Genomic DNA, 17,971 nt, shown 5'->3' on the forward strand with positions numbered 1-17,971 from the left:
TTCGCCCCCTCCGCCCCTTCCCGTCCCGTTCCTGGGGGCTGCCGCCCCCAGACCCCCGCATCGCGCTGACGCGCTCGTCCTCAAACGCCGGACGGGCTGAAAAACCTACGGTAGCGCCCTGCACAACGCCTCCAACGCCCCCGACCACGCATGGTCCGGTGGCGTGCCGTAACCCACCACCAGTGCGTCGAGCGGTTCGGTGACCGCGGCCGCGTGGCGGTAGCGGGACAGGCCGTGGACGGCCAGGCCCTGCCACGCCGCCGCGCGTAGGACCGACTGCTCCGTGCCGGGCGGGAGTTGGAGGACGGCGTGCAGGCCTGCCGCGATGCCGGTGGCCCGGACTGCGGGGGCGCGGGTGGCGAGGGAGGAGACGAGTGCGTCGCGGCGGCGGCGGTAGCGGAGGCGGGCGGCGCGGATGTGGCGGTCGTAGGCGCCGGAGGTGATGAACTCCGCGAGGGTCAGTTGGTCCAGGACACCGGAGGACCAACCGCCGCCGTCCTTCAGCGCCATGACCTCGCCCGCGAGCGACGGCGGCAGGACCAGCCAGCCCAGGCGGAGGCCTGGGGCGAGGGACTTGCTGGCGGTGCCGAAGTACACCACGTGGTCGGGGTCGAGGCCTTGCAGGGCGCCGACCGGCTGGCGGTCGTAGCGGAACTCGCCGTCGTAGTCGTCCTCCAGGATCAGGCCTCCGGTGCGGCGGGCCCAGTCCACGACGGCTGCCCGGCGGTCGGGGTGGAGGGGCACTCCCATGGGGAACTGGTGCGCGGGGGTCAGCAGCATGGCCCGTACGCCAGTCAAGTCGTCCGTGCGGGTGCCGAGTTCGTCGAAGGGCAGGGGGACGGTGCGCAGGCCCGAGCGGTGCAGCAGGTTCCAGTGCACGTCGAGGCCGTACGACTCCACGGCGAGCGAACGCAGACCGCGCTGCCGCAGCACCGCGCCGAGCAGCGTCAGGGCGTCCGAGAAACCGGAGCAGACGACGATGCGGTCCGCGTCGGCCCGTACGCCTCGGGCGCGGGAGAGGTAGCCCGCGAGGGCGGTGCGCAGTTCGGGGCGGCCGCGCGCGTCGCCGTAGCCGAGGGCGTCGTGCGGTGCGCGGGTCAGGGCTCGGCGGGCGGCCTTGAGCCACTCGGTGCGCGGGAAGGAGGCGAGGTCGGGGCTGCCGGGGATCAGGTCGTACGCGGGGCGCCCCGGCTCGCGGGTGCGGGGCGCCCCGGCCGACGCGGGCGCCGGTTGCGGCAGCGTCCGTTCCGCGACGCGGGTGCCCGAGCCCTGGCGTGCGGTGAGCCAGCCCTCGGCGACGAGACCGGCGTACGCGTCGGCGACCGTGTTGCGGGCGATGCCCAGGTCGGCGGCGAGCGAACGGGAGGAGGGGAGGCGGGTTCCGGGGGCGAGTCTGCCGCTGCGGACCGCCTCGCGCAGGGCGTCCGTCAGACCTCTGCGGACGCCGGGCCCGGTCGGCTCGACATGCAGGTCGACCCCCAAATTGGCCCATGCTTTTGCCATGGGAATGGACCATACCCCTGGGCTACTCCGCTCGTAGGGTCCTCACCATGACGACGAAGACCATGACGACGAAACCCACGGCGTACGCCCCCGAGCCCAGCGCCCGTCTCCCCTGGGCCAAGCTCGCCCCCGATGTCTACAAGGCCATGGTCAGGCTCGACGCGGCGGCCCGGCAGGGCGTGGACCCCGTCCTCCTGGAGCTCGTGAAGATCCGCGCCTCGCAGCTCAACCACTGCGCGTTCTGCCTGGACATGCACACCAAGGACGCGCTCGCGGCGGGTGAGAGCGTCGAGCGGATCGTGCAGCTCAGCGCGTGGGAGGAGTCGCCGCACTTCTACACCGAGAAGGAGCTCGCGGCGATCGCACTGACCGAGGCGGTGACTGTCCTGACGGACGGCTTCGTGCCGGACGCGGTGTACGAGCGTGCCGCCGGGCTCTTCGAGGAGGGGGAGCTGGCTCAGCTGATCGCCGCGATCACGGTGATCAACGCGTGGAACCGGTTCGGGGTGGCGTGCCGGCTGGTGCCGGGGCACTACGAGGCGGGGCAGTACAAGTCGTGAGCGCGGTACCGGTCGGGAGCGAGGTACCAGTTGTGAGCGAGGTATCGGTTGTCAGCGAGGTAGAGGCATCGGTTGTGAGCAAGGTCGAGGTTTTCCGCGCGTTGCATCACAGCCGCCTGCCCGGCGATCCCCTGGTTCTCCCCGGGCCCTGGGACGCCGCCAGCGCGCGGGTGTTCGCGGACGCCGGGTTCCCGGCGCTCGCCACTCCCAGCGCCGGGGTCGCCACGTCGCTCGGGTACGAGGACGGGGAGACGCCGGCGGACGAGATGTTCGCGGCGGTCGCGCGGATCGTACGGGCCGTCGACGTGCCCGTGTCCGCGGATGTCGAGGACGGGTACGGGATCGCGCCCGCGGAGCTGGTGGAGCGGCTCCTCGAGACCGGGGCGGTCGGCTGCAACCTCGAGGACTCCGCCGGGGGTGTGCTCAAGGAGCCCTCTCGGCATGCCGATTGGCTTGCGGAGGTGCGGGACGTGGCGGGTGGGGAGCTGTTCGTCAACGCTCGGATCGACACGTTTGTACGGGGGGTCGCGGATCCGAGGGCGGCTATTGAGCGGGCCGGGTTGTACGTGGGGGCCGGGGCGGACTGTGTGTATCCGATCGGGGCTCCGGTGGAGGTGGTTCCGCTGTTGCGGGCGGGGATTCTGGGGCCGGTCAATTTTCTCGGGCGGCCTGAGGGGGGCTCGGTGAGGGAATTGGGCGGACTCGGGGCTACGCGGGTTACGTTCGGGCCTGGGTTGCTGCGGTGCTCTGTCGATGCGTTGCGCGGGGTTGTCGCGGGGTTGGGGTAGTGCTTGCCGGGCGCCTTCCTGCGGGGCGCCCGGCGTGGGGGCTGGGGTCGGGGTGGGTGCGCTTGCCCGCGCTTGCAGGGTGCCGCTGTGCCCACCCGTGCCGCCCCTAGCGGCACGCATGCCCACAGCTATGACGGACGGGTGGGTGGGCTGCCGCCCCTAGCGGCACGCATGCCCACAGCTGGGGCGGTTGCGGAGGCACGCATGCCCACGGCGGGGGCGGTTATGGCTGAAGCCATGCCTTCCACGTCGCCTCGTGGGACCCCACCCACTTCTTCGCCGCCTCCTGGGCCGACAGCTTGTCGTTGGCGATCAGCAGGGATACCTCGTTCTGGTCCTCGGTTGTCCAGTTGAAGTTCTTGAGGAAGGCTGCCGCCTTGCCGCCGGAGTGGGCGAAGTCGGTGTTGAGGTATTTCTGGAGGGAGGTGTGGGGATAGGCGCAGGCGACCTTTGTGGTGTCGGCGTCGCAGCCGTCCCTGTATGCCGGGAGTTTCACCTCGGTCATGGGGACCTTCTTGAAGAGCCACTGCGGGGCGTACCAGTACGTGAGGAAGGGCTTGTGCTCCTTCGCGAACTGCTGGATCTGCGTGATCTGGGCCGCTTCGGAACCGGCGAACACGACCTGGTAGTCGAGGTTCAGGTTGTCGACGAGTGCCTTGTCGTTCGTGACGTACGACGGGGAGCCGTCGAGGAGTTGGCCCTTGCCGCCGCTCTCCGCCGTGCGGAGCTGATCGGCGTACTTGTTCAGGTTCTTCCAGTCGGTGACGTCCGGGTGCTGCTTGGCGAAGTACGTGGGGACGTACCAGCCGATGTGCCCGGTCACCCCGAGCCCGCCGCCGGGAGTGATCGTCTTCTTGTCCTCGACGTACCGCTTCTCCTGGTCGGGGTGGCCCCAGTCCTCCAGGATCGCGTCGACCCGGCCCTGGCTGAGCGCGTCCCACGCGGGGACCTCGTCGACCTGGACGGTGTCGACGCGGTAGCCCAGCTCGTGTTCGAGCAGGTACTGCGCCACGGCCACGTTGGCCTGCGCGCCGACCCACGACTGCACGGAGAGGGTCACGGTCTTCGCGCCCTGCGCGTTGGCGAAGGGCGAGGCCTGCTTGGTCATGTCGGCGGCGCCGCAGCCGGTCGCCAGGACCAGTACCGCAAGGGCGGCCGTCATTCGCGTACGAGACTTCAATCGCGTACGAGACCTCATTCGCTTACAACACGTCATCCGCGTACGAGACATGTCACGCTCCCTTCTTGGCACGGCGTTCCGTCGGCTGCGTGACCCGGTCGAGCATCAGGCCGAGGCAGACGATCGCGGTGCCGGCGACCAGGCCGGTCGCCAAGTCGCCCTGTGCGAGGCCGAATACGACGTCGTAGCCGAGCGCGCCGCCGCCGACCAGACCGCCGATGATGACGACGGCGAGGACGAGTACGACGCCCTGGTTGACGGCGAGGAGCAGCGCCGGGCGGGCCAACGGCAGCTGGACCTGGCGCAGTTGCTGCCCGCTGGTTGCACCGAGCGAGCGGGCCGACTCCAGTGCGGCGGGGTCGACGGCGCGCAGGCCCTGCGTGGTGATGCGGACGACGGCGGGCAGCGCGTACACGACGGCCGCCGCCACCGCGGGCGCCCTGCCCACGCCGAACAGCGCCACCACCGGGATCAGGTACACGAACTGCGGCATCGTCTGGAAGACGTCGAGCACCGGCCTCAGCAGGCGTTCGACGCGCTCGCTGCGTGCCGCCGCGATGCCGGTGGCGAGGCCGAGGACGAGGGTCACGGCGACCGCCGCGAGCACCTGCGACAGCGTGTCGAGCGACGGCTTCCAGACGCCGAGTACGCCGATCGCGGCCATCGCGAGGACCGCGGTGAGTGCCGTGCGCCAGGTGCCGATCAGCCAGGCGAGCGCGGCGACGATCAGCAGGACGGACCACCAGGGCAGCCATTGCAGGCCGTCCCGGAGGGGGTTGAGGATCCAGGTCGTGAAGTGGGCCGCCCAGTCGGCCGTTCCGCCGATGTACGGGACGCCCGAGTAGAGGTGGTCGGTCATCCAGTCGACGGCCCGGTTCACGGGCTCGGCGATGGGCACGGTCCAGGCGTCGGGCCAGTCGAGGCGGCCCGTGAGGCGTCCGGCGACCGCGACGGCGAGGGCTGCGACGGCGGAGTAACCCCAGTGCAGGAGGCTCCCGTCGGATTCCCCCAGCCGCTCCCCCGCCGCTCCCGTCACCCGGTCCAGCACGACCGCGAGCAGCACGATCGGGACTCCGGCCGCGAGCGCGGCGCCCACGTCGACGGAGGCGAGGGCCTGGTAGACGCGGTCGCCGAGGCCGCCCGCGCCGATCACGGAGGCGATGACGGCCATGGACAGCGCCATCATGATCGTCTGGTTGAGGCCGAGGAGGAGTTCCTTGCGGGCGAGTGGGAGGCGGGCGGTGAGGAGGCGCTGGCGGGCCGTGGCGCCGAGTGAGGCGACCGCTTCCATGACACCTCCGTCGGCGTCACGCAGGCCGAGCGCGGTGAGGCGGGCCATGGGCGGCGCCGCGTACACGACGGTCGCGAGGACGGCGGCCGGGACTCCGATGCCGAAGATCAGGACGACCGGGAGGAGGTACGCGAACGCCGGGAGTACCTGCATGGTGTCGAGAACCGGTCGCAGCGCGCGGTACGTACGGTCGGACAGCCCCGCCGCGAGGCCGAGCAGCGCGCCGAGCGCGACGGACGCGAGCACGGCGACCACCATGAGCGCCAGCGTCTGCATGGTGGGCACCCACATGCCGAGCAGTCCGCAGGAGCAGAACGCGGCGGCCGTACCGAGGGCCAGCCGCAGACCCGCGACGCGCCAGGCCACGAGGGCCGCCACCGCGGTCACCCCGGCCCAGCCCGCGCCGAGCAGCACCAGGTAGACGGCGCGTACGGCGAGGGTGACGGCGTTGCTGACGTACCCGAAGAAGTAGAGGAACAGCGGGTGGCTGTCCCGGTTGTCGATGATCCAGTCGCTGGCCCTGCCGAGGGGTCCGGTGAGGTCGACGGTGAGGGCGTGGGGCCAAGTGCCGCTCGCCCAGTGGGAGTTGAGGACGGGAACGAAGACGGCTGCCGCCAGGGCGAGCAGCAGGAGTTTGCCTGCGGCTCGGTGGCGGAGGAGGCCTCTGGCCCGGTCGGCCGGTCCTGTATGGCCGGCGGGTGCGGTGACTGCGGCCATCAGGCCACCTCCTCACCGGGGACGGCACCGAAGCTGTCCTGGCGTTCACCGGCACCGAAACTGTCCGAGCCTTCGCCGACACCGAAACTGTCCGAGCCTTCGCCGGCATCGAAGCCGTCCGGGCGTTGGTCGGCACCAAAGCCGACCAAGCGTTCGTCGGCATCGAAGCCGCGGCTCCCATCGGCACCGCTGTTGCCGCCGTCGCTGCCATGGCCGACGTCGCTGCCATTGCCGCCGTCCCCGCCGTTCGGGGACACCCCGGCCACCACCCCGAGCAGCGAGGGCGAGTCCACCACCCCGACACACCGCCCCCGCTCCATCACCCGTGCGGGAGCGCCCGCCCGCGCCACCGCCTCGATCGCCTCCGAGACGGTCGCGCCCGGCGCCACGGCCGGCCCCCGGCCGCCAGCCTCCTCGGCGGACGCCGCCCGCATGGCCGACCGCACCGTCATCACCTGCTCGCGCGGAACGTCCCGTACGAACTCACGCACGTAGTCGTCGGCGGGCGAGCCGACGATCTCCTCCGGGGTGCCGAGCTGCACGATCCGGCCGTCGCGCATCAGGGCGATGCGGTCGCCCAGGCGCAGGGCCTCGTTCAGGTCGTGGGTGATGAAGACCATCGTGCGGCCCTCCTCGCGGTGGAGCCGGATGACCTCCTCCTGCATGTCGCGCCGGATCAGCGGGTCGAGCGCGCTGAACGGCTCGTCGAACAGCAGGACTTCGGGGTCGGCGGCGAGTGCCCGGGCGAGCCCGACGCGCTGCTGCTGACCGCCGGAGAGCTGTGCGGGCCGCCGCTGTTCCATGCCTTCGAGGCCGACCTTGGCGACGATCTCCCGCGCCCGCTCCCGCCTCGCCGCCTTGGACATCCCCTGGATCTCCAGGCCGTACGCGACGTTGTCGAGGACCGAGCGGTGCGGCAGCAGGCCGAAGTGCTGGAAGACCATCGCGGCGCGGTGGCGGCGCAGTTCGCGCAGCCGGGCCCCGTCCATGGCGAGGACGTCCTCGCCGTCGATGGCGAGCGCGCCGGACGTCGGCTCGATGAGCCGGGTCAGACAGCGCACGAGTGTGGACTTGCCCGAGCCGGACAGGCCCATGACGACGAAGACCTCGCCCTTGTGCACATCGAAGCTGACGTCGTGGACGGCGGCCGTGCAGCCGGTGCGGGACCGCAGTTCGGCGGGTGTGAGCGCGGCAAGTCCGGGGTCCGCGGGGACGCGGTCGGCCTTCGGGCCGAAGACCTTCCACAGGTTGCGTACGGAGAAGACCGGCGTCACCGTCTGGGGCGTCGTACTCATCGCACCTCACCCCCGATCAGCTCGGCGCACTTCTCCCCGACCATGAGCACCCCGATCATCGGGTTCACGGCGGGCATCGTCGGGAAGACGGACGCGTCGGCGATCCGGATGCCGTCGAGGCCGCGGATGCGCAACTCGGGGTCTACGACGGCGAGTTCGTCCGAGGCGGCGCCCATCCGGCAGGTGCCCGCCGGGTGGTACACGGTGTGCGCCACCTGCCGTGCGTAGGCGCTGAGCTCCTCGTCGTCCGTGACCTCAGGACCCGGGCACACCTCGCGCTTGAGCCAGCCGGCGAGCGGTTCGGACTTGGCGATCTCGCGGGCGATCTTGATGCCGTCGACGAGGGTGCGGCCGTCGTAGTCGTCCTCGTCCGTGAAGTACCGGAAGTCGAGGGCGGGCTTGACCGCCGGGTCTGCGCTCTCCAGGTACAGCCGGCCGCGGCTGCGTGGCTTGGGGATGTTGGGGGTCATGGAGACGCCGTGCTCCGGGCGCTGGTAGCCCAGCCGCTCCGGGTTGTCCGTGAACGGGATTTGGTAGAAGTGGAACATCAGGTCGGGGCCCGCGTGTTCGGGGTCCCGGCGCACGAACAGGCCGGCGTCGGAGTCCATCGCGGAGTTCTCGGGGATGGGCCCGTTCGTCTCCCAGACGATCACGGACTCGGGGTGGTCGAGCAGGTTCTCGCCGACGCCGGGCAGGTCGTGCACGACGGGAATGCCGAGCCGCTCCAGGTCCGGCGCGGGCCCGATCCCGGAGTGCAGCAGCAGCCGCGGCGAGTCCACGGCGCCCGCACACAGCAGGACTTCGCGCTGAGCCCGTACGAGGATCTCCTCGCCGTCCTTCGTGCGCACATGCACGCCGGTCGCACGCGTGCCCTCCAGCTCCAGCTTGTACGCCCAAGTCTCAAGTAGCAGCGTCAGGTTGGGCCGCTCGTCCATCACCGGGTGCAGATACGCCACCGACGCGCTCGACCGCTTGTTGTTCTCGGGGTGGTACGCGAGGTCGAAGAAGCCGACGCCCTCGGTGAACGGCTTCTTGTTGAAACCGTCGACGCGCGGCACGCCGAGCGCGGTCTGTGCGGCGTCGACGAAGTCGCGGGCGATGGCGTTCCGGTCCTTCTCGTCGACCGGGACGATGTTGTTGAGGAGCCGCGCGAAGTACGCCTCCATCGGCACCGCGCCCCAGCCCTTGGCGCCCGCCGCCTCCCACTCGTCCCAGTCGGACGGCAGCGGCTTGAACGCGATCAGCGTGTTGTGCGAGGAGCAGCCGCCGAGCACCCGGGCGCGGCTGTGCCGGATGAAGGAGTTGCCGCGCGGCTGCGAGGTCGTCGGGTAGTCGTAGTCCAACTCCCCGCCGAGCAGGCCCATCCACCGGCGCAGGGTGAGGACGTCGTCGCGGCCGACATCGCTGGGGCCGCCTTCGATGACGGCGACGGTGACGTCGGGGTCCTCGGTGAGGCGGGAGGCGATGACGGAGCCCGCGGTGCCGCCGCCGATGACGACGTAGTCGTAGGTATGGCTGTTTTCGGGCATGGGGCGGTGCTCCAAAGTGTGGGGGGCTTGCGGCAGTTGGGGGCAGCGGTGTGGGGCATACGGGAGTTGGGGGTCAGCAGGGTGGGGCTACGGGAGTTGCGGGTCAGCCCGCGAACCAGCGCACGGGCTTCGGCGCGAGGTTCTGGTAGACGTGCTTGGTCTCGCGGTACTCGGCGAGGCCGGCAGGCCCCAACTCCCGCCCGACACCGCTCTTGCCGAAGCCTCCCCACTCCGCCTGCGGGAGATAGGGGTGGAAGTCGTTGATCCAGACGGTGCCGTGCCGCAGCCGTCCGGCGACGCGGCGGGCACGGCCCGCGTCGGCGGTCCAGACGGCGCCCGCGAGTCCGTACTCGGTGTCGTTGGCGAGCGCGACGGCCTCGTCCTCGGTGCGGAAGGTCTCCACGGTCAGGACTGGCCCGAAGACCTCCTCGCGCACGACCCGCATCTCGCGGTGGCACTGGTCGAGGACGGTCGGCTCGTAGAAGTACCCGGTGGCGGGCCTGGCCTCGGACGGCTCGGGGCGCCTGCCCCCGGCGCGCAGCACCGCGCCCTCCGCGAGCGCCGAGGCGACGTACGCCTCCGTCTTCTCCCGCTGCTGCTCGGAGACGAGCGGGCCGCACTCGACACCGTCCTCGGTGCCGCGCCCGAGCCGGATGGCGCCTGCCCTGCGGGCGAGTTCGGCGACGAAGCGCTCGCGCACGGACTCCTCGACGATGAGTCGGGAGCCTGCCGAGCACACCTGACCGCTGTGGATGAAGGCGGCGTTGAGGGCCTGGTCGACGGCGGTGTCGAACCCCTCCTCCGTCGCACAGGCGTCGGCGAAGACGACGTTGGGGTTCTTGCCGCCGAGTTCCAGCGCGACCTTCTTCACCGTCACGGCGGCGGCCTGCGCGACCTTCGTGCCGCTGACGAGACCGCCGGTGAAGGAGACGAGGTCGACGCCGGGATGCTCGGCGAGCCGGGCGCCGACGGTGTGTCCGGGCCCGGTGACGATGTTGGCGACACCGGCGGGCAGCCCGGCCTCGGCGAGCAGCCGGATCAGGGCGATCGTGGTCAGCGGGGTGATCTCGCTCGGCTTGACGACGAAGGTGTTGCCGGCCGCGAGAGCGGGAGCGATCTTCCAACTGGCCTGGAGCAGCGGGTAGTTCCAGGGTGTGATCAGCGCGCAGACGCCGACGGGCTCGTGCACGACGACGCTGTGGATGTCGTCGGAGCCCGCGTCGACGACGCGCCCGCCGCCCTCCCCGACCACGAGATCGGCGAAGTACCGGAAGGCGTCGGCGACACAGTCGATGTCCACGCACCCCTCTTCGAGGGTCTTGCCCGCGTCGCGGCTCTCCAGCAGCCCGAGTTCCTCGCGGTCGCGTACGAGGAGATCGGCGACGCGGCGCAGCAGGGCGGCGCGCTCGGCGGTGGGCGCCTGGCGCCACGGGCCCTCGTCGAAGGCTCGGCGTGCCGCCGCGACGGCCGCGTCCGTGTCCCGCTCGTCACCCTCCGCGACCACGGCGAACGGCTTGGCATCCGCGGGGTCGACGATCTCGCGGGTGGTGCGCGAGACGGCGTCGAGCCACTCCCCGCCCACGTGAATGGTCCGCGGTGCCTGTTCTGCCTGCTGTCCGGCCATGTTCGCTGTTGCCTTCCGTTCCTGTTTCCGTGCCCCTGCGGGCCCACGCGTGCCCATGCGTCACACGCGTGTCGCTCCCGGGGACCGTGAGCACCTGCCCTCCGACCTCGGGTGCATGCACAATCCGTGACCGAAAGTGCGCCGTGTCACTGAAAAACCATGGGATAAGGGTGCGAACCGACCAGTAGACGTGAGCTATTCCTTTGACTAAAGTCAAAGAAATATGGAGACCGTGTCAATGGACGACGTGCGTGCGCTGCGGCGTTTCAACCGCTACTTCACCCGGCGCATCGGAGTGCTCGACGATCACTACCTCGGGCAGGACCGGCCGCTCGGCGAGGCGAGGCTGCTGTTCGAGATCGGGGACGGTGCCTCGCTCAGGGAGCTGAGGAGTCGACTCGGCCTGGACGCCGGGTACTTGAGCCGGATGGTGCGGGCCCTGGAGACGCAGGGGCTCCTGCGGGTGAGTGTGCACGCCGACGACAGCCGGCTGCGGTTCGCGGAGCTGACGCCGGCCGGGCGGAGCGAGGTGAAGGAGCAGAACCGGCGGGCCGACAAGCTCGCCGAAGGACTGCTCGGCGGCCTCGACGAGCGGCAGCGCGGCGAGCTCACCGCCGCCGTCGCCGTCGCCGAACGGCTGCTGCGGCTGGCCGGGATCACCGTCGAGACCGTCGACGGCGCCTCACGCGACGCCCGCGACTGCCTCGCCGCGTACGCCGCCGACATCGACGGACGGTTCCCGGAAGGCTTCGATCCCGCCGCCCTCGTACGGCCTCACGAAGTGTCCGGGGACCGGGGCGCCTTCGTCGTCGCGTACGAGGAAGGGCGTCCCGTGGGATGCGGGGCGCTGCGCGGACTCGAACCCGGGGTCGGCGAGATCCGGCACGTGTGGGTCCGCCCCACCGCCCGACGGCTCGGACTCGCCCGACGGATCCTCGACGCCCTCGAGCACCAGGCCGTCGCGCGCGGCTACGAACTCGTGCGGCTCGACACCCATGCCGTACTCACGGAGGCACAGGCGATGTACCGGGCATGCGGCTACACGGAGATCCCGCGCTACGACGACAACGTGTACGCGGCCCACTGGTTCGAGAAGCGGCTGCGGTAGCCGGTCGTTCAGCCGGTCCTCGGGGCGGAACGCACTGATCCCCGGGCAGCCGAAGCCGCCCGGGGATCAGGAGAAGCAAGGAACTCAGATCAGGCCGAGGGCGCGGACCGCCTCGCGCTCCTCTGCCAGTTCCTGGACCGACGCGTCGATGCGGGCGCGGGAGAACTCGTTGATGTCCAGGCCCTGGACGATCTCGTACGAGCCGTCCTTCGTGGTGACCGGGAAGGAGGAGATGAGGCCCTCCGGGACGCCGTAGGAGCCGTCCGACGGGATGCCCATGGAGGTCCAGTCGCCGTCCGCGGTGCCGTTGACCCAGGTGTGGACGTGGTCGATGGCGGCGTTGGCGGCGGAGGCGGCCGACGAGGAACCGCGGGCCTCGATGATGGCGGCGCCACGCTTGGCGACCGTCGGGATGAAGTCCTCGGCGAGCCACTTCTCGTCGCTCACGACCTCGGCGGCGTTCTTGCCGGCGACCGTGGCGTGGAAGATGTCGGGGTACTGGGTGGCCGAGTGGTTGCCCCAGATGGTCAGGCGCTTGATGTCGGCGACCGTCGAACCCGTCTTCTTCGCGAGCTGCGTGAGCGCGCGGTTGTGGTCCAGGCGGGTCATCGCGGTGAAGCGCTCGGCCGGTACGTCGGGGGCGGAGGCCTGCGCGATGAGCGCGTTGGTGTTCGCCGGGTTGCCCACGACGAGGATCTTGACGTCGTCGGCGGCGTTGTCGTTGATGGCCTTGCCCTGCGGCTTGAAGATGCCGCCGTTGGCGGACAGCAGGTCGCCGCGCTCCATGCCCTTGGTGCGGGGGCGGGCGCCGACGAGCAGGCCGACGTTGGTGCCGGCGAAGGCGACGTTCGGGTCGTCCGTGATGTCGATGCTCTGGAGGAGCGGGAAGGCGCAGTCGTCGAGCTCCATTGCGGTGCCCTCGGCGGCCTTCAGCGCCGGTGTGATCTCCAGGAGGCGCAGCTTGACCGGCACGTCCGCGCCGAGCAGCTGGCCGGAGGCGATGCGGAAGAGCAGGGCGTAACCGATCTGGCCGGCCGCGCCGGTGACGGTGACGTTCACGGGAGTGCGGGTCATGGCGTTCTCCGTATGACAGCTGGCGGTGGGGCGTCCCTGCCCCGGGGTGCAGGAGCTCCCCTGCGTCCGCCGCTTCGACCGGTCAGGGGTACCGATCGCTTTGATCGATCAGGGGTACCGATGATCGATCTCTTGGCGTCAAGAGAGATCCGCCGTCAGGCTATCGCGCATCCGGGAGCCCCGGTGTCCGGGTCCGTGTGGCCCAGCCCACAGAGGGGGGTGGGAGGCGGCCGCCGGGCTCGGGAGAGTGGGCTCGGCGGCCGCCGATGGGGTACCGGATGTTCCGGATCCCGTGGGGGTAACGTGCGTCTGCCCCGGATGCGGGCGGGCATTCCAGGGTGGGGGGAGGTTTTTTTCGCCCCCTCCGCCCCTACCCTTCCCGTACCTGGGGGCTGCGCCCCCAGACCCCCCTTTTCGCGCTGCGCGCTCGTCCTCAAACGCCGGACGGGCTGGAACCCCTCCCCTACTGCGTGCAGCCTGTCTCGCCCGACGCCAGCGTCGCGCACGCCTTCGCATCGCCGGCGTCCTTCACGGCCACCATCGGGGTGTAGGCGTCGGTGTCCGCGTCGACCGACCCGGTCTGCTTGGCCGCTGTGCCGGAGGACACCTCGACCGTGTCGCCCACGGCGGCCTGGGTGATGCGGGCCCAGGCGGCGGCGCAGGTCTCGCTGTAACGGACCTCGACGAGGGCCGTGCCGACGGTGACGCTGGTGGCGGTCGTCGCCAGTTCGCCGCCGCAGCCCATGTTCTCCGGGTCCTTGCCCGTGCAGTCCGCGCCGGAGCAGTTCACTCCGGCCGGCAGCTCGGGATCGGGAGCGGCCACAGAGGTCGTCGGCGTCTCGGGCTTGCTCTCGTCCTTCGTGTCATCGCCCCTGGTGAGGTACACGGCCGCGGCGACCACAACGAGCGCGCCGACGACCCCCGCGAGGAACATGGTGAGCCGCCGCTTGCGCCGCGCCCCGTCGGGCGAACCCCCGCCCCCACCGGAAGGCCGGGCATCCCGGGGCGGACCCCCGGCCGCACCGGCAGAACCGGCAGAACTGGCAACTCCCACAGGACTGGACGGACCGGACGGACCCGTCGGCCCGAACTGCCCGGCCCCGCCGGAGGACGGCGTGGCGACGACCCCCCACCCGCCGCCCCGCCCGGCCCCACCGGACGAGCCACCCCCGTACGAAGGCGCCTCGCGCGACCAGGTCCCCTGCGACGAAGCGGCGTGCGGCGAAGCTCCGCGCGAGGAACCCCCGCCCGACGAGTCCTCCGCGTCGGCGGCCGACGGCTGCGGCGGCACCGTCGGTGACACCCCCGCAGGACCGGCGACCCCCGGTGTCACGGTGGCGCTGCCGCCCTTGCGGGCCTGTTTGCCGCCGCTCCCGTTCGCCGGGGGCGCCCCGAACTCGCCGAGCGCGGCGCGCGCCTGCGAGATCCGGATCGCTTCCATGGTCATGTCGTGGCGCATCTCCGAACGGCTCCAGGCACGCTCGGCGAGCTCCCACATGGTTGTCAGATGCATGGGATTGGTGCCGGTCACCTCGGCCAGGGCGACGATCGCACCCTTGGGCGCGAGGAGCCGACCGTTGAGGTAACGCTCCCAGGACGTCTTGCTGTAGCCGGTGCGGTCGGCCACGGCGGCGATGCTCAGGCCGCTGCGGTCGACGAGCCGGCGCAGCTGGCTGGCGAACTCTCTGACCTGCGGATCGAGTTCATCCGGCAAGGCCCTCCAACGAGGCATTGCTTCTCCCCCCTACTTCCTTCACCCCGTACGCGACTGGTCTCTTCCCCCGTACGTGACTCACTGTTCCCCCGCGCACGGCGCCCCTTCGCCGAGTCCCCGTTCTGGCTACCCACAGGGATGCGCTCGGTAAGGATCTCAGTTCCCGGGATGGGGGCGCACGGGAGCATTCGGGCGGAGGCATGCACCGTTGCACGCCCATTGGCTGCGGTCCAGTGTCCCATCGGCATTGTTGTACGACCGGTCGAACTCCTGGCTTGCGCACAGGACGTCCCGGACCGTCCCGATTGGCCACGTTAACTCGACCGTTGGGCTGGATCGGAGTAAATCCTTGAACTTGTCAAGACATCGACACATCCGGAACACGGGAGTGACCTCACGCGCCCCGGGAGCGGTCAGCTCACCCGAGGGTCACGAACTACCCTTCCCTCGACGGGAGTTGATGGAGTTCCGCTTCGACGGAGGCCCGCCGGGCGCGGTCTCCGTTGCATGGCGCGGACACCGTAGCGGAACGGTCACTTCCGTGCCACAGCGAACTGACAGATATTGAACAGCCTGTTCCCGTGCACAAATGTTGTCTCCGGGCGGAACACCCGCCCGACCGCGGCCCGTCCTTGCTCGGGGGAGGGGACGGGCCGCGTCATGCCGGCCGCGGGAAAAGCGTGGGAACCCGGGGGTCCCCTCAGCGGACGGTGAAGTGCAGGGTGTCGTCCAGGAACGGGATCTCCAGCCACGGATCGGGCTGCGCCATCATCGCGAGCAGCACGATGGCCACGCCGAGCACGCCGTACGTGACCAGGTCCGTGAAGCGGGAGCGGACCGCGAGCATGCCCACGTCGGGCAGTGTCCAGCGCAGCACACCGCCCACAAGGAGCGCGGCGCCGATCAGGATCGTGCCGTAGCGGAACACGTCGAAGGCGGTCAGCAGCAGGCCGAGCCCGACCAACGCGAGCACGGCGAGGATCGGCCACTGGCGCGCGGGCGCCGGGGCGTCCCTCGGCGCCGCCCGGCCGCCGCCCTCGGGCCGCGCGGTGTCCCGCGTGAACTTCGGGAAGCGCCGAGTGGTGCGGCGAGCGTTCCCTTCGGCATCGGGTGCGCTCACCGGGTCGACGACGACCGGCTCGTCGGCGTCACCCTCCGCGTCGGGCCCGCCGGGCTCATCGCCGGCGCGGGCCGCCGACGACTGGCCATTGACGCCCGGTGTGTCCCGTACGGCCGGCTCGGCGCCGTTGCCGGACACATCCCGTACGACGGGCTGCGCGCCGTTACTCAGCGCGTTCCGCACGACGGCCGGCTCTCCGGCGGGCTCGTCGGTCTTGCCGTCGGTCTTGCTTTCGGTCTTCCCGGAGTTGCCGTCAGCCGACACTGCGCTCCGCCGCTTCCACCACGTTGACGAGCAGCTGGGCACGGGTCATCGGGCCGACGCCGCCGGGGTTCGGGGAGATCCAGGCGGCGACCTCGGCCACGCCCGGGTGGACGTCACCGACGATCTTGCCGTCGGAACCGCGTGAGACGCCGACGTCGAGGACGGCCGCGCCCGGCTTCACGTCCTCGGGCCGGACGAGGTGCGCGGAGCCCGCGGCGGCGACGATGATGTCGGCGCGCCTGAGGTGGGAGGCGAGGTCACGGGTGCCGGTGTGGCACTGGGTGACCGTCGCGTTCTCGCTGCGCCTCGTGAGCAGGAGCGGCATCGGGCGCCCGATGGTCACGCCACGGCCGACGACCACCACTTCGGCGCCCTTGATCTCGACTCCGTACTGGCGCAGGAGCGTGAGGACACCGTTGGGCGTGCAGGGCAGCGGGGCCGGCTCGTTCAGCACGAGGCGGCCGAGGTTCATCGGGTGCAGCCCGTCCGCGTCCTTGTCCGGGTCCATCAGCTCCAGGATGCGGTTCTCGTCGATGCCCTTGGGGAGCGGCAACTGGACGATGTACCCCGTGCAGGCGGGGTCCTCGTTCAACTCCCGTACCACCGCCTCGATCTCCTCCTGCGTGGCGGTGGCGGGCAGTTCGCGCTGGATGGAGGCGATGCCCACCTGCGCGCAGTCGCGGTGCTTGCCGGCGACGTACTTCTGGCTGCCGGGGTCGTCCCCGACCAGGACGGTCCCCAGGCCGGGCACCACGCCCTTCTCCTTCAGGACCGCCACGCGGGCGGTCAGGTCGGACTTGATCGCGGCTGCGGTGGCCTTGCCATCGAGAATCTGGGCGGTCATGACCCCATCCTCCCGGATGACCGGTACCTGGTTCCAATCGGGCGCAGTGGTCGCGGCCGGGCGGACCGGCCGGGAAGATCACGAAGATTGCAGCTGCACAACATATGTGCCTATCGGCTGGACAAGAACTGGCCTGCCGCAGAACGATATGCGGTGCACCATCGCGGTCCGTGTTGGGGGGCATACCGCTCAAAATCGTGACGTTCCTCCGCGCAATCCGCGCCGTCCCCGCCCTTTGCATGGAGGAAATTCGCCATGAGTTTCGGCTCACCCAACCCGTATGAGCAGCCGCAGAACCCGCAGCAGGGCCAGCCCGGCTACGGCTATCCCCAGCAGGGCCAGCCCGCCGGCTACGGCGCCCCGCAGACACCCCCCGGCGTCCCGCCGCAGCAGGGTTACGGCTACCCGCAGCAGCCCGGTTACGGCTACCCGCAGCAGCCGGGTTACGGCGCCCAGCCGCCGTACGCGAACTGGGGCCAGCGTTTCCTCGGCACCCTGGTCGACATGCTCGTGTTCGCCGTCCCCTACGGCATCGTGATCGCCGGCAAGGACACTCCGGCGCTGATGGCGATCGGCGCCATCGCCCTCATCGGCCTCGCGATCTGGCAGCTGATCCAGGAAGGCCGCACCGGCCAGACCCTCGGCAAGAAGGCCCTCGGCATCCGCCTGGTGCGCGAGATCGACGGCCAGCCGCTCGGCGTCGGCATGGCGTTCGTCCGCCGGCTCGCCCACTTCCTCGACAGCCTGGCGTGCTACCTGGGCTGGCTGTGGCCGGCGTGGGACGCCAAGAAGCAGACCTTCGCCGACAAGGTGTGCTCGTCGATCGTGATCCGCACGTCGTAGCGGATACGCCGACGCGAGCGACAGCACTCCGGAACACTCCGGCACCGCTGGGCAGTTCGCGTCGCTGCGGATACCTGCTAAAGGGGCGCACCACTCACGGCGGTGCGCCCCTCGCGTGGCCTTGCGGTCAGAGCAGACAAGCGCCCCCGGACGACGGGGTCACGGAGGTCACCCCGCTGGTCCCGGTCTGGGTCCGGCCGGCCCCCAGCGGATAGTTCAGGTCACCGCCCACGCAGTACGTCACGGCCGTGTTGTTCGTGACCTCCGCGACCGTCAGCGCGGGATCGTACTTGGCGCTGTCCCCCTCCTTCACCAGGACCGGGGTCCCGTTCCCGAACAGGGGCAGGAGACACACGTACCCCTTCGCGCAGTCCACCGCCGCCGCGTCCTGGGCGGCGGAGGCCGTTCCGAGCGCCGTCGTACCGAGCGCGACGGCCAGCGCCGCACCGACAACGGCAAGACGACTGATCCCGCTGAGCCTGCTCCGCATGACTGAACCTCCGAGCGCCGGGGCCGA

Annotated in this window: 15 protein-coding genes; 4 read left to right on the plus strand and 11 right to left on the minus strand. The window is 71.0% G+C overall.

The window, feature by feature from the left end:
• Positions 1-105 precede the first annotated feature (105 nt).
• Complete coding sequence (locus OG246_RS03485) at positions 106-1,503, minus strand: PLP-dependent aminotransferase family protein (protein WP_266455632.1); 1,398 nt, start codon at positions 1,501-1,503, stop codon at positions 106-108.
• 47 nt (positions 1,504-1,550) lie between these two features.
• Between OG246_RS03485 and OG246_RS03490 the strand changes: the two genes are divergently transcribed.
• Positions 1,551-2,063 (plus strand): carboxymuconolactone decarboxylase family protein, encoded by a 513-nt coding sequence (locus OG246_RS03490; RefSeq protein ID WP_266455634.1) that lies wholly within the window; start codon positions 1,551-1,553, stop codon positions 2,061-2,063.
• Between the two features lie 74 nt (positions 2,064-2,137).
• A complete protein-coding gene (locus OG246_RS03495; protein WP_266463835.1) occupies positions 2,138-2,851 on the plus strand; it encodes an isocitrate lyase/phosphoenolpyruvate mutase family protein in 714 nt (237 codons plus the stop codon).
• Between the two features lie 223 nt (positions 2,852-3,074).
• Here the strand turns inward: OG246_RS03495 and OG246_RS03500 are convergent, their stop codons facing one another.
• The 5 genes from OG246_RS03500 to OG246_RS03520 all read right to left on the minus strand — a co-directional run bounded on the left by OG246_RS03500 (position 3,075) and on the right by OG246_RS03520 (position 10,487).
• Positions 3,075-4,013, minus strand: a complete 939-nt coding sequence (locus OG246_RS03500) for an ABC transporter substrate-binding protein (protein WP_266455636.1) — start codon at positions 4,011-4,013, stop codon at positions 3,075-3,077.
• Positions 4,014-4,083: 70 nt separating this feature from the next.
• Positions 4,084-6,039, minus strand: coding sequence for a proline/glycine betaine ABC transporter permease (locus OG246_RS03505; protein WP_266455637.1), 1,956 nt, complete (start codon positions 6,037-6,039; stop codon positions 4,084-4,086).
• Positions 6,039-7,334 carry a glycine betaine/L-proline ABC transporter ATP-binding protein gene (locus OG246_RS03510; RefSeq protein WP_266455638.1) on the minus strand — a complete coding sequence of 432 codons (1,296 nt, stop codon included), beginning with the start codon at positions 7,332-7,334 and terminating at the stop codon, positions 6,039-6,041. Before OG246_RS03510 ends, OG246_RS03505 begins: the two co-directional genes overlap by 1 nt.
• Positions 7,331-8,863 (minus strand): GMC family oxidoreductase, encoded by a 1,533-nt coding sequence (locus tag OG246_RS03515; RefSeq protein ID WP_266455640.1) that lies wholly within the window; start codon positions 8,861-8,863, stop codon positions 7,331-7,333. The genes OG246_RS03510 and OG246_RS03515 overlap by 4 nt, the downstream gene beginning before the upstream one ends.
• Positions 8,864-8,966: 103 nt before the next feature.
• Positions 8,967-10,487, minus strand: coding sequence for an aldehyde dehydrogenase family protein (locus OG246_RS03520; protein WP_266455643.1), 1,521 nt, complete (start codon positions 10,485-10,487; stop codon positions 8,967-8,969).
• A 238-nt stretch (positions 10,488-10,725) separates the two neighbouring features.
• On the opposite strand from OG246_RS03520, the gene OG246_RS03525 reads away from it, so the two are divergent.
• The gene (locus OG246_RS03525; RefSeq protein WP_266455646.1) at positions 10,726-11,595 is read left to right on the plus strand and encodes a bifunctional helix-turn-helix transcriptional regulator/GNAT family N-acetyltransferase; all 870 of its coding nucleotides are present in this window, start codon (positions 10,726-10,728) and stop codon (positions 11,593-11,595) included.
• 84 nt (positions 11,596-11,679) lie between these two features.
• Here the strand turns inward: OG246_RS03525 and OG246_RS03530 are convergent, their stop codons facing one another.
• The 4 genes from OG246_RS03530 to OG246_RS03545 all read right to left on the minus strand — a co-directional run bounded on the left by OG246_RS03530 (position 11,680) and on the right by OG246_RS03545 (position 16,611).
• Positions 11,680-12,669 (minus strand): malate dehydrogenase, encoded by a 990-nt coding sequence (locus tag OG246_RS03530; protein ID WP_266455649.1) that lies wholly within the window; start codon positions 12,667-12,669, stop codon positions 11,680-11,682.
• Positions 12,670-13,132: 463 nt separating this feature from the next.
• Positions 13,133-14,401, minus strand: a complete 1,269-nt coding sequence (locus OG246_RS03535) for an XRE family transcriptional regulator (protein WP_266455652.1) — start codon at positions 14,399-14,401, stop codon at positions 13,133-13,135.
• A gap of 682 nt (positions 14,402-15,083) precedes the next feature.
• Complete coding sequence (locus tag OG246_RS03540) at positions 15,084-15,767, minus strand: DUF3017 domain-containing protein (RefSeq protein WP_266455655.1); 684 nt, start codon at positions 15,765-15,767, stop codon at positions 15,084-15,086.
• Complete coding sequence (locus tag OG246_RS03545) at positions 15,757-16,611, minus strand: bifunctional methylenetetrahydrofolate dehydrogenase/methenyltetrahydrofolate cyclohydrolase (protein WP_266455658.1); 855 nt, start codon at positions 16,609-16,611, stop codon at positions 15,757-15,759. The genes OG246_RS03540 and OG246_RS03545 overlap by 11 nt, the downstream gene beginning before the upstream one ends.
• A gap of 255 nt (positions 16,612-16,866) precedes the next feature.
• Here OG246_RS03545 and OG246_RS03550 point away from each other — a divergent pair, with 255 nt between their 5' ends.
• On the plus strand, positions 16,867-17,454 hold the full coding sequence (locus tag OG246_RS03550; protein ID WP_266455661.1) for an RDD family protein: 588 nt from the start codon (positions 16,867-16,869) through the stop codon (positions 17,452-17,454).
• Between the two features lie 127 nt (positions 17,455-17,581).
• Here the strand turns inward: OG246_RS03550 and OG246_RS03555 are convergent, their stop codons facing one another.
• A complete protein-coding gene (locus tag OG246_RS03555) occupies positions 17,582-17,944 on the minus strand; it encodes a hypothetical protein (RefSeq protein WP_266455663.1) in 363 nt (120 codons plus the stop codon).
• Between the last annotated feature and the right edge of the window lie 27 nt (positions 17,945-17,971).

Source organism: Streptomyces sp. NBC_00620, assembly GCF_026341825.1.
In the GTDB taxonomy this organism is placed as follows: Bacteria; Actinomycetota; Actinomycetes; order Streptomycetales; family Streptomycetaceae; genus Streptomyces.

Coding starts and splice junctions, on each gene's coding strand:
- OG246_RS03520 (WP_266455643.1), bottom strand. CDS start 10,487: ATGGCCGGACAGCAGGCAGAACAGGCACCGCGGACCATTCACGTGGGC.
- OG246_RS03535 (WP_266455652.1), bottom strand. CDS start 14,401: ATGCCTCGTTGGAGGGCCTTGCCGGATGAACTCGATCCGCAGGTCAGA.
- OG246_RS03490 (WP_266455634.1), top strand. CDS start 1,551: ATGACGACGAAGACCATGACGACGAAACCCACGGCGTACGCCCCCGAG.
- OG246_RS03485 (WP_266455632.1), bottom strand. CDS start 1,503: ATGGCAAAAGCATGGGCCAATTTGGGGGTCGACCTGCATGTCGAGCCG.
- OG246_RS03515 (WP_266455640.1), bottom strand. CDS start 8,863: ATGCCCGAAAACAGCCATACCTACGACTACGTCGTCATCGGCGGCGGC.
- OG246_RS03510 (WP_266455638.1), bottom strand. CDS start 7,334: ATGAGTACGACGCCCCAGACGGTGACGCCGGTCTTCTCCGTACGCAAC.
- OG246_RS03545 (WP_266455658.1), bottom strand. CDS start 16,611: ATGACCGCCCAGATTCTCGATGGCAAGGCCACCGCAGCCGCGATCAAG.
- OG246_RS03505 (WP_266455637.1), bottom strand. CDS start 6,039: ATGGCCGCAGTCACCGCACCCGCCGGCCATACAGGACCGGCCGACCGG.
- OG246_RS03500 (WP_266455636.1), bottom strand. CDS start 4,013: ATGACGGCCGCCCTTGCGGTACTGGTCCTGGCGACCGGCTGCGGCGCC.
- OG246_RS03530 (WP_266455649.1), bottom strand. CDS start 12,669: ATGACCCGCACTCCCGTGAACGTCACCGTCACCGGCGCGGCCGGCCAG.
- OG246_RS03555 (WP_266455663.1), bottom strand. CDS start 17,944: ATGCGGAGCAGGCTCAGCGGGATCAGTCGTCTTGCCGTTGTCGGTGCG.
- OG246_RS03525 (WP_266455646.1), top strand. CDS start 10,726: ATGGACGACGTGCGTGCGCTGCGGCGTTTCAACCGCTACTTCACCCGG.
- OG246_RS03550 (WP_266455661.1), top strand. CDS start 16,867: ATGAGTTTCGGCTCACCCAACCCGTATGAGCAGCCGCAGAACCCGCAG.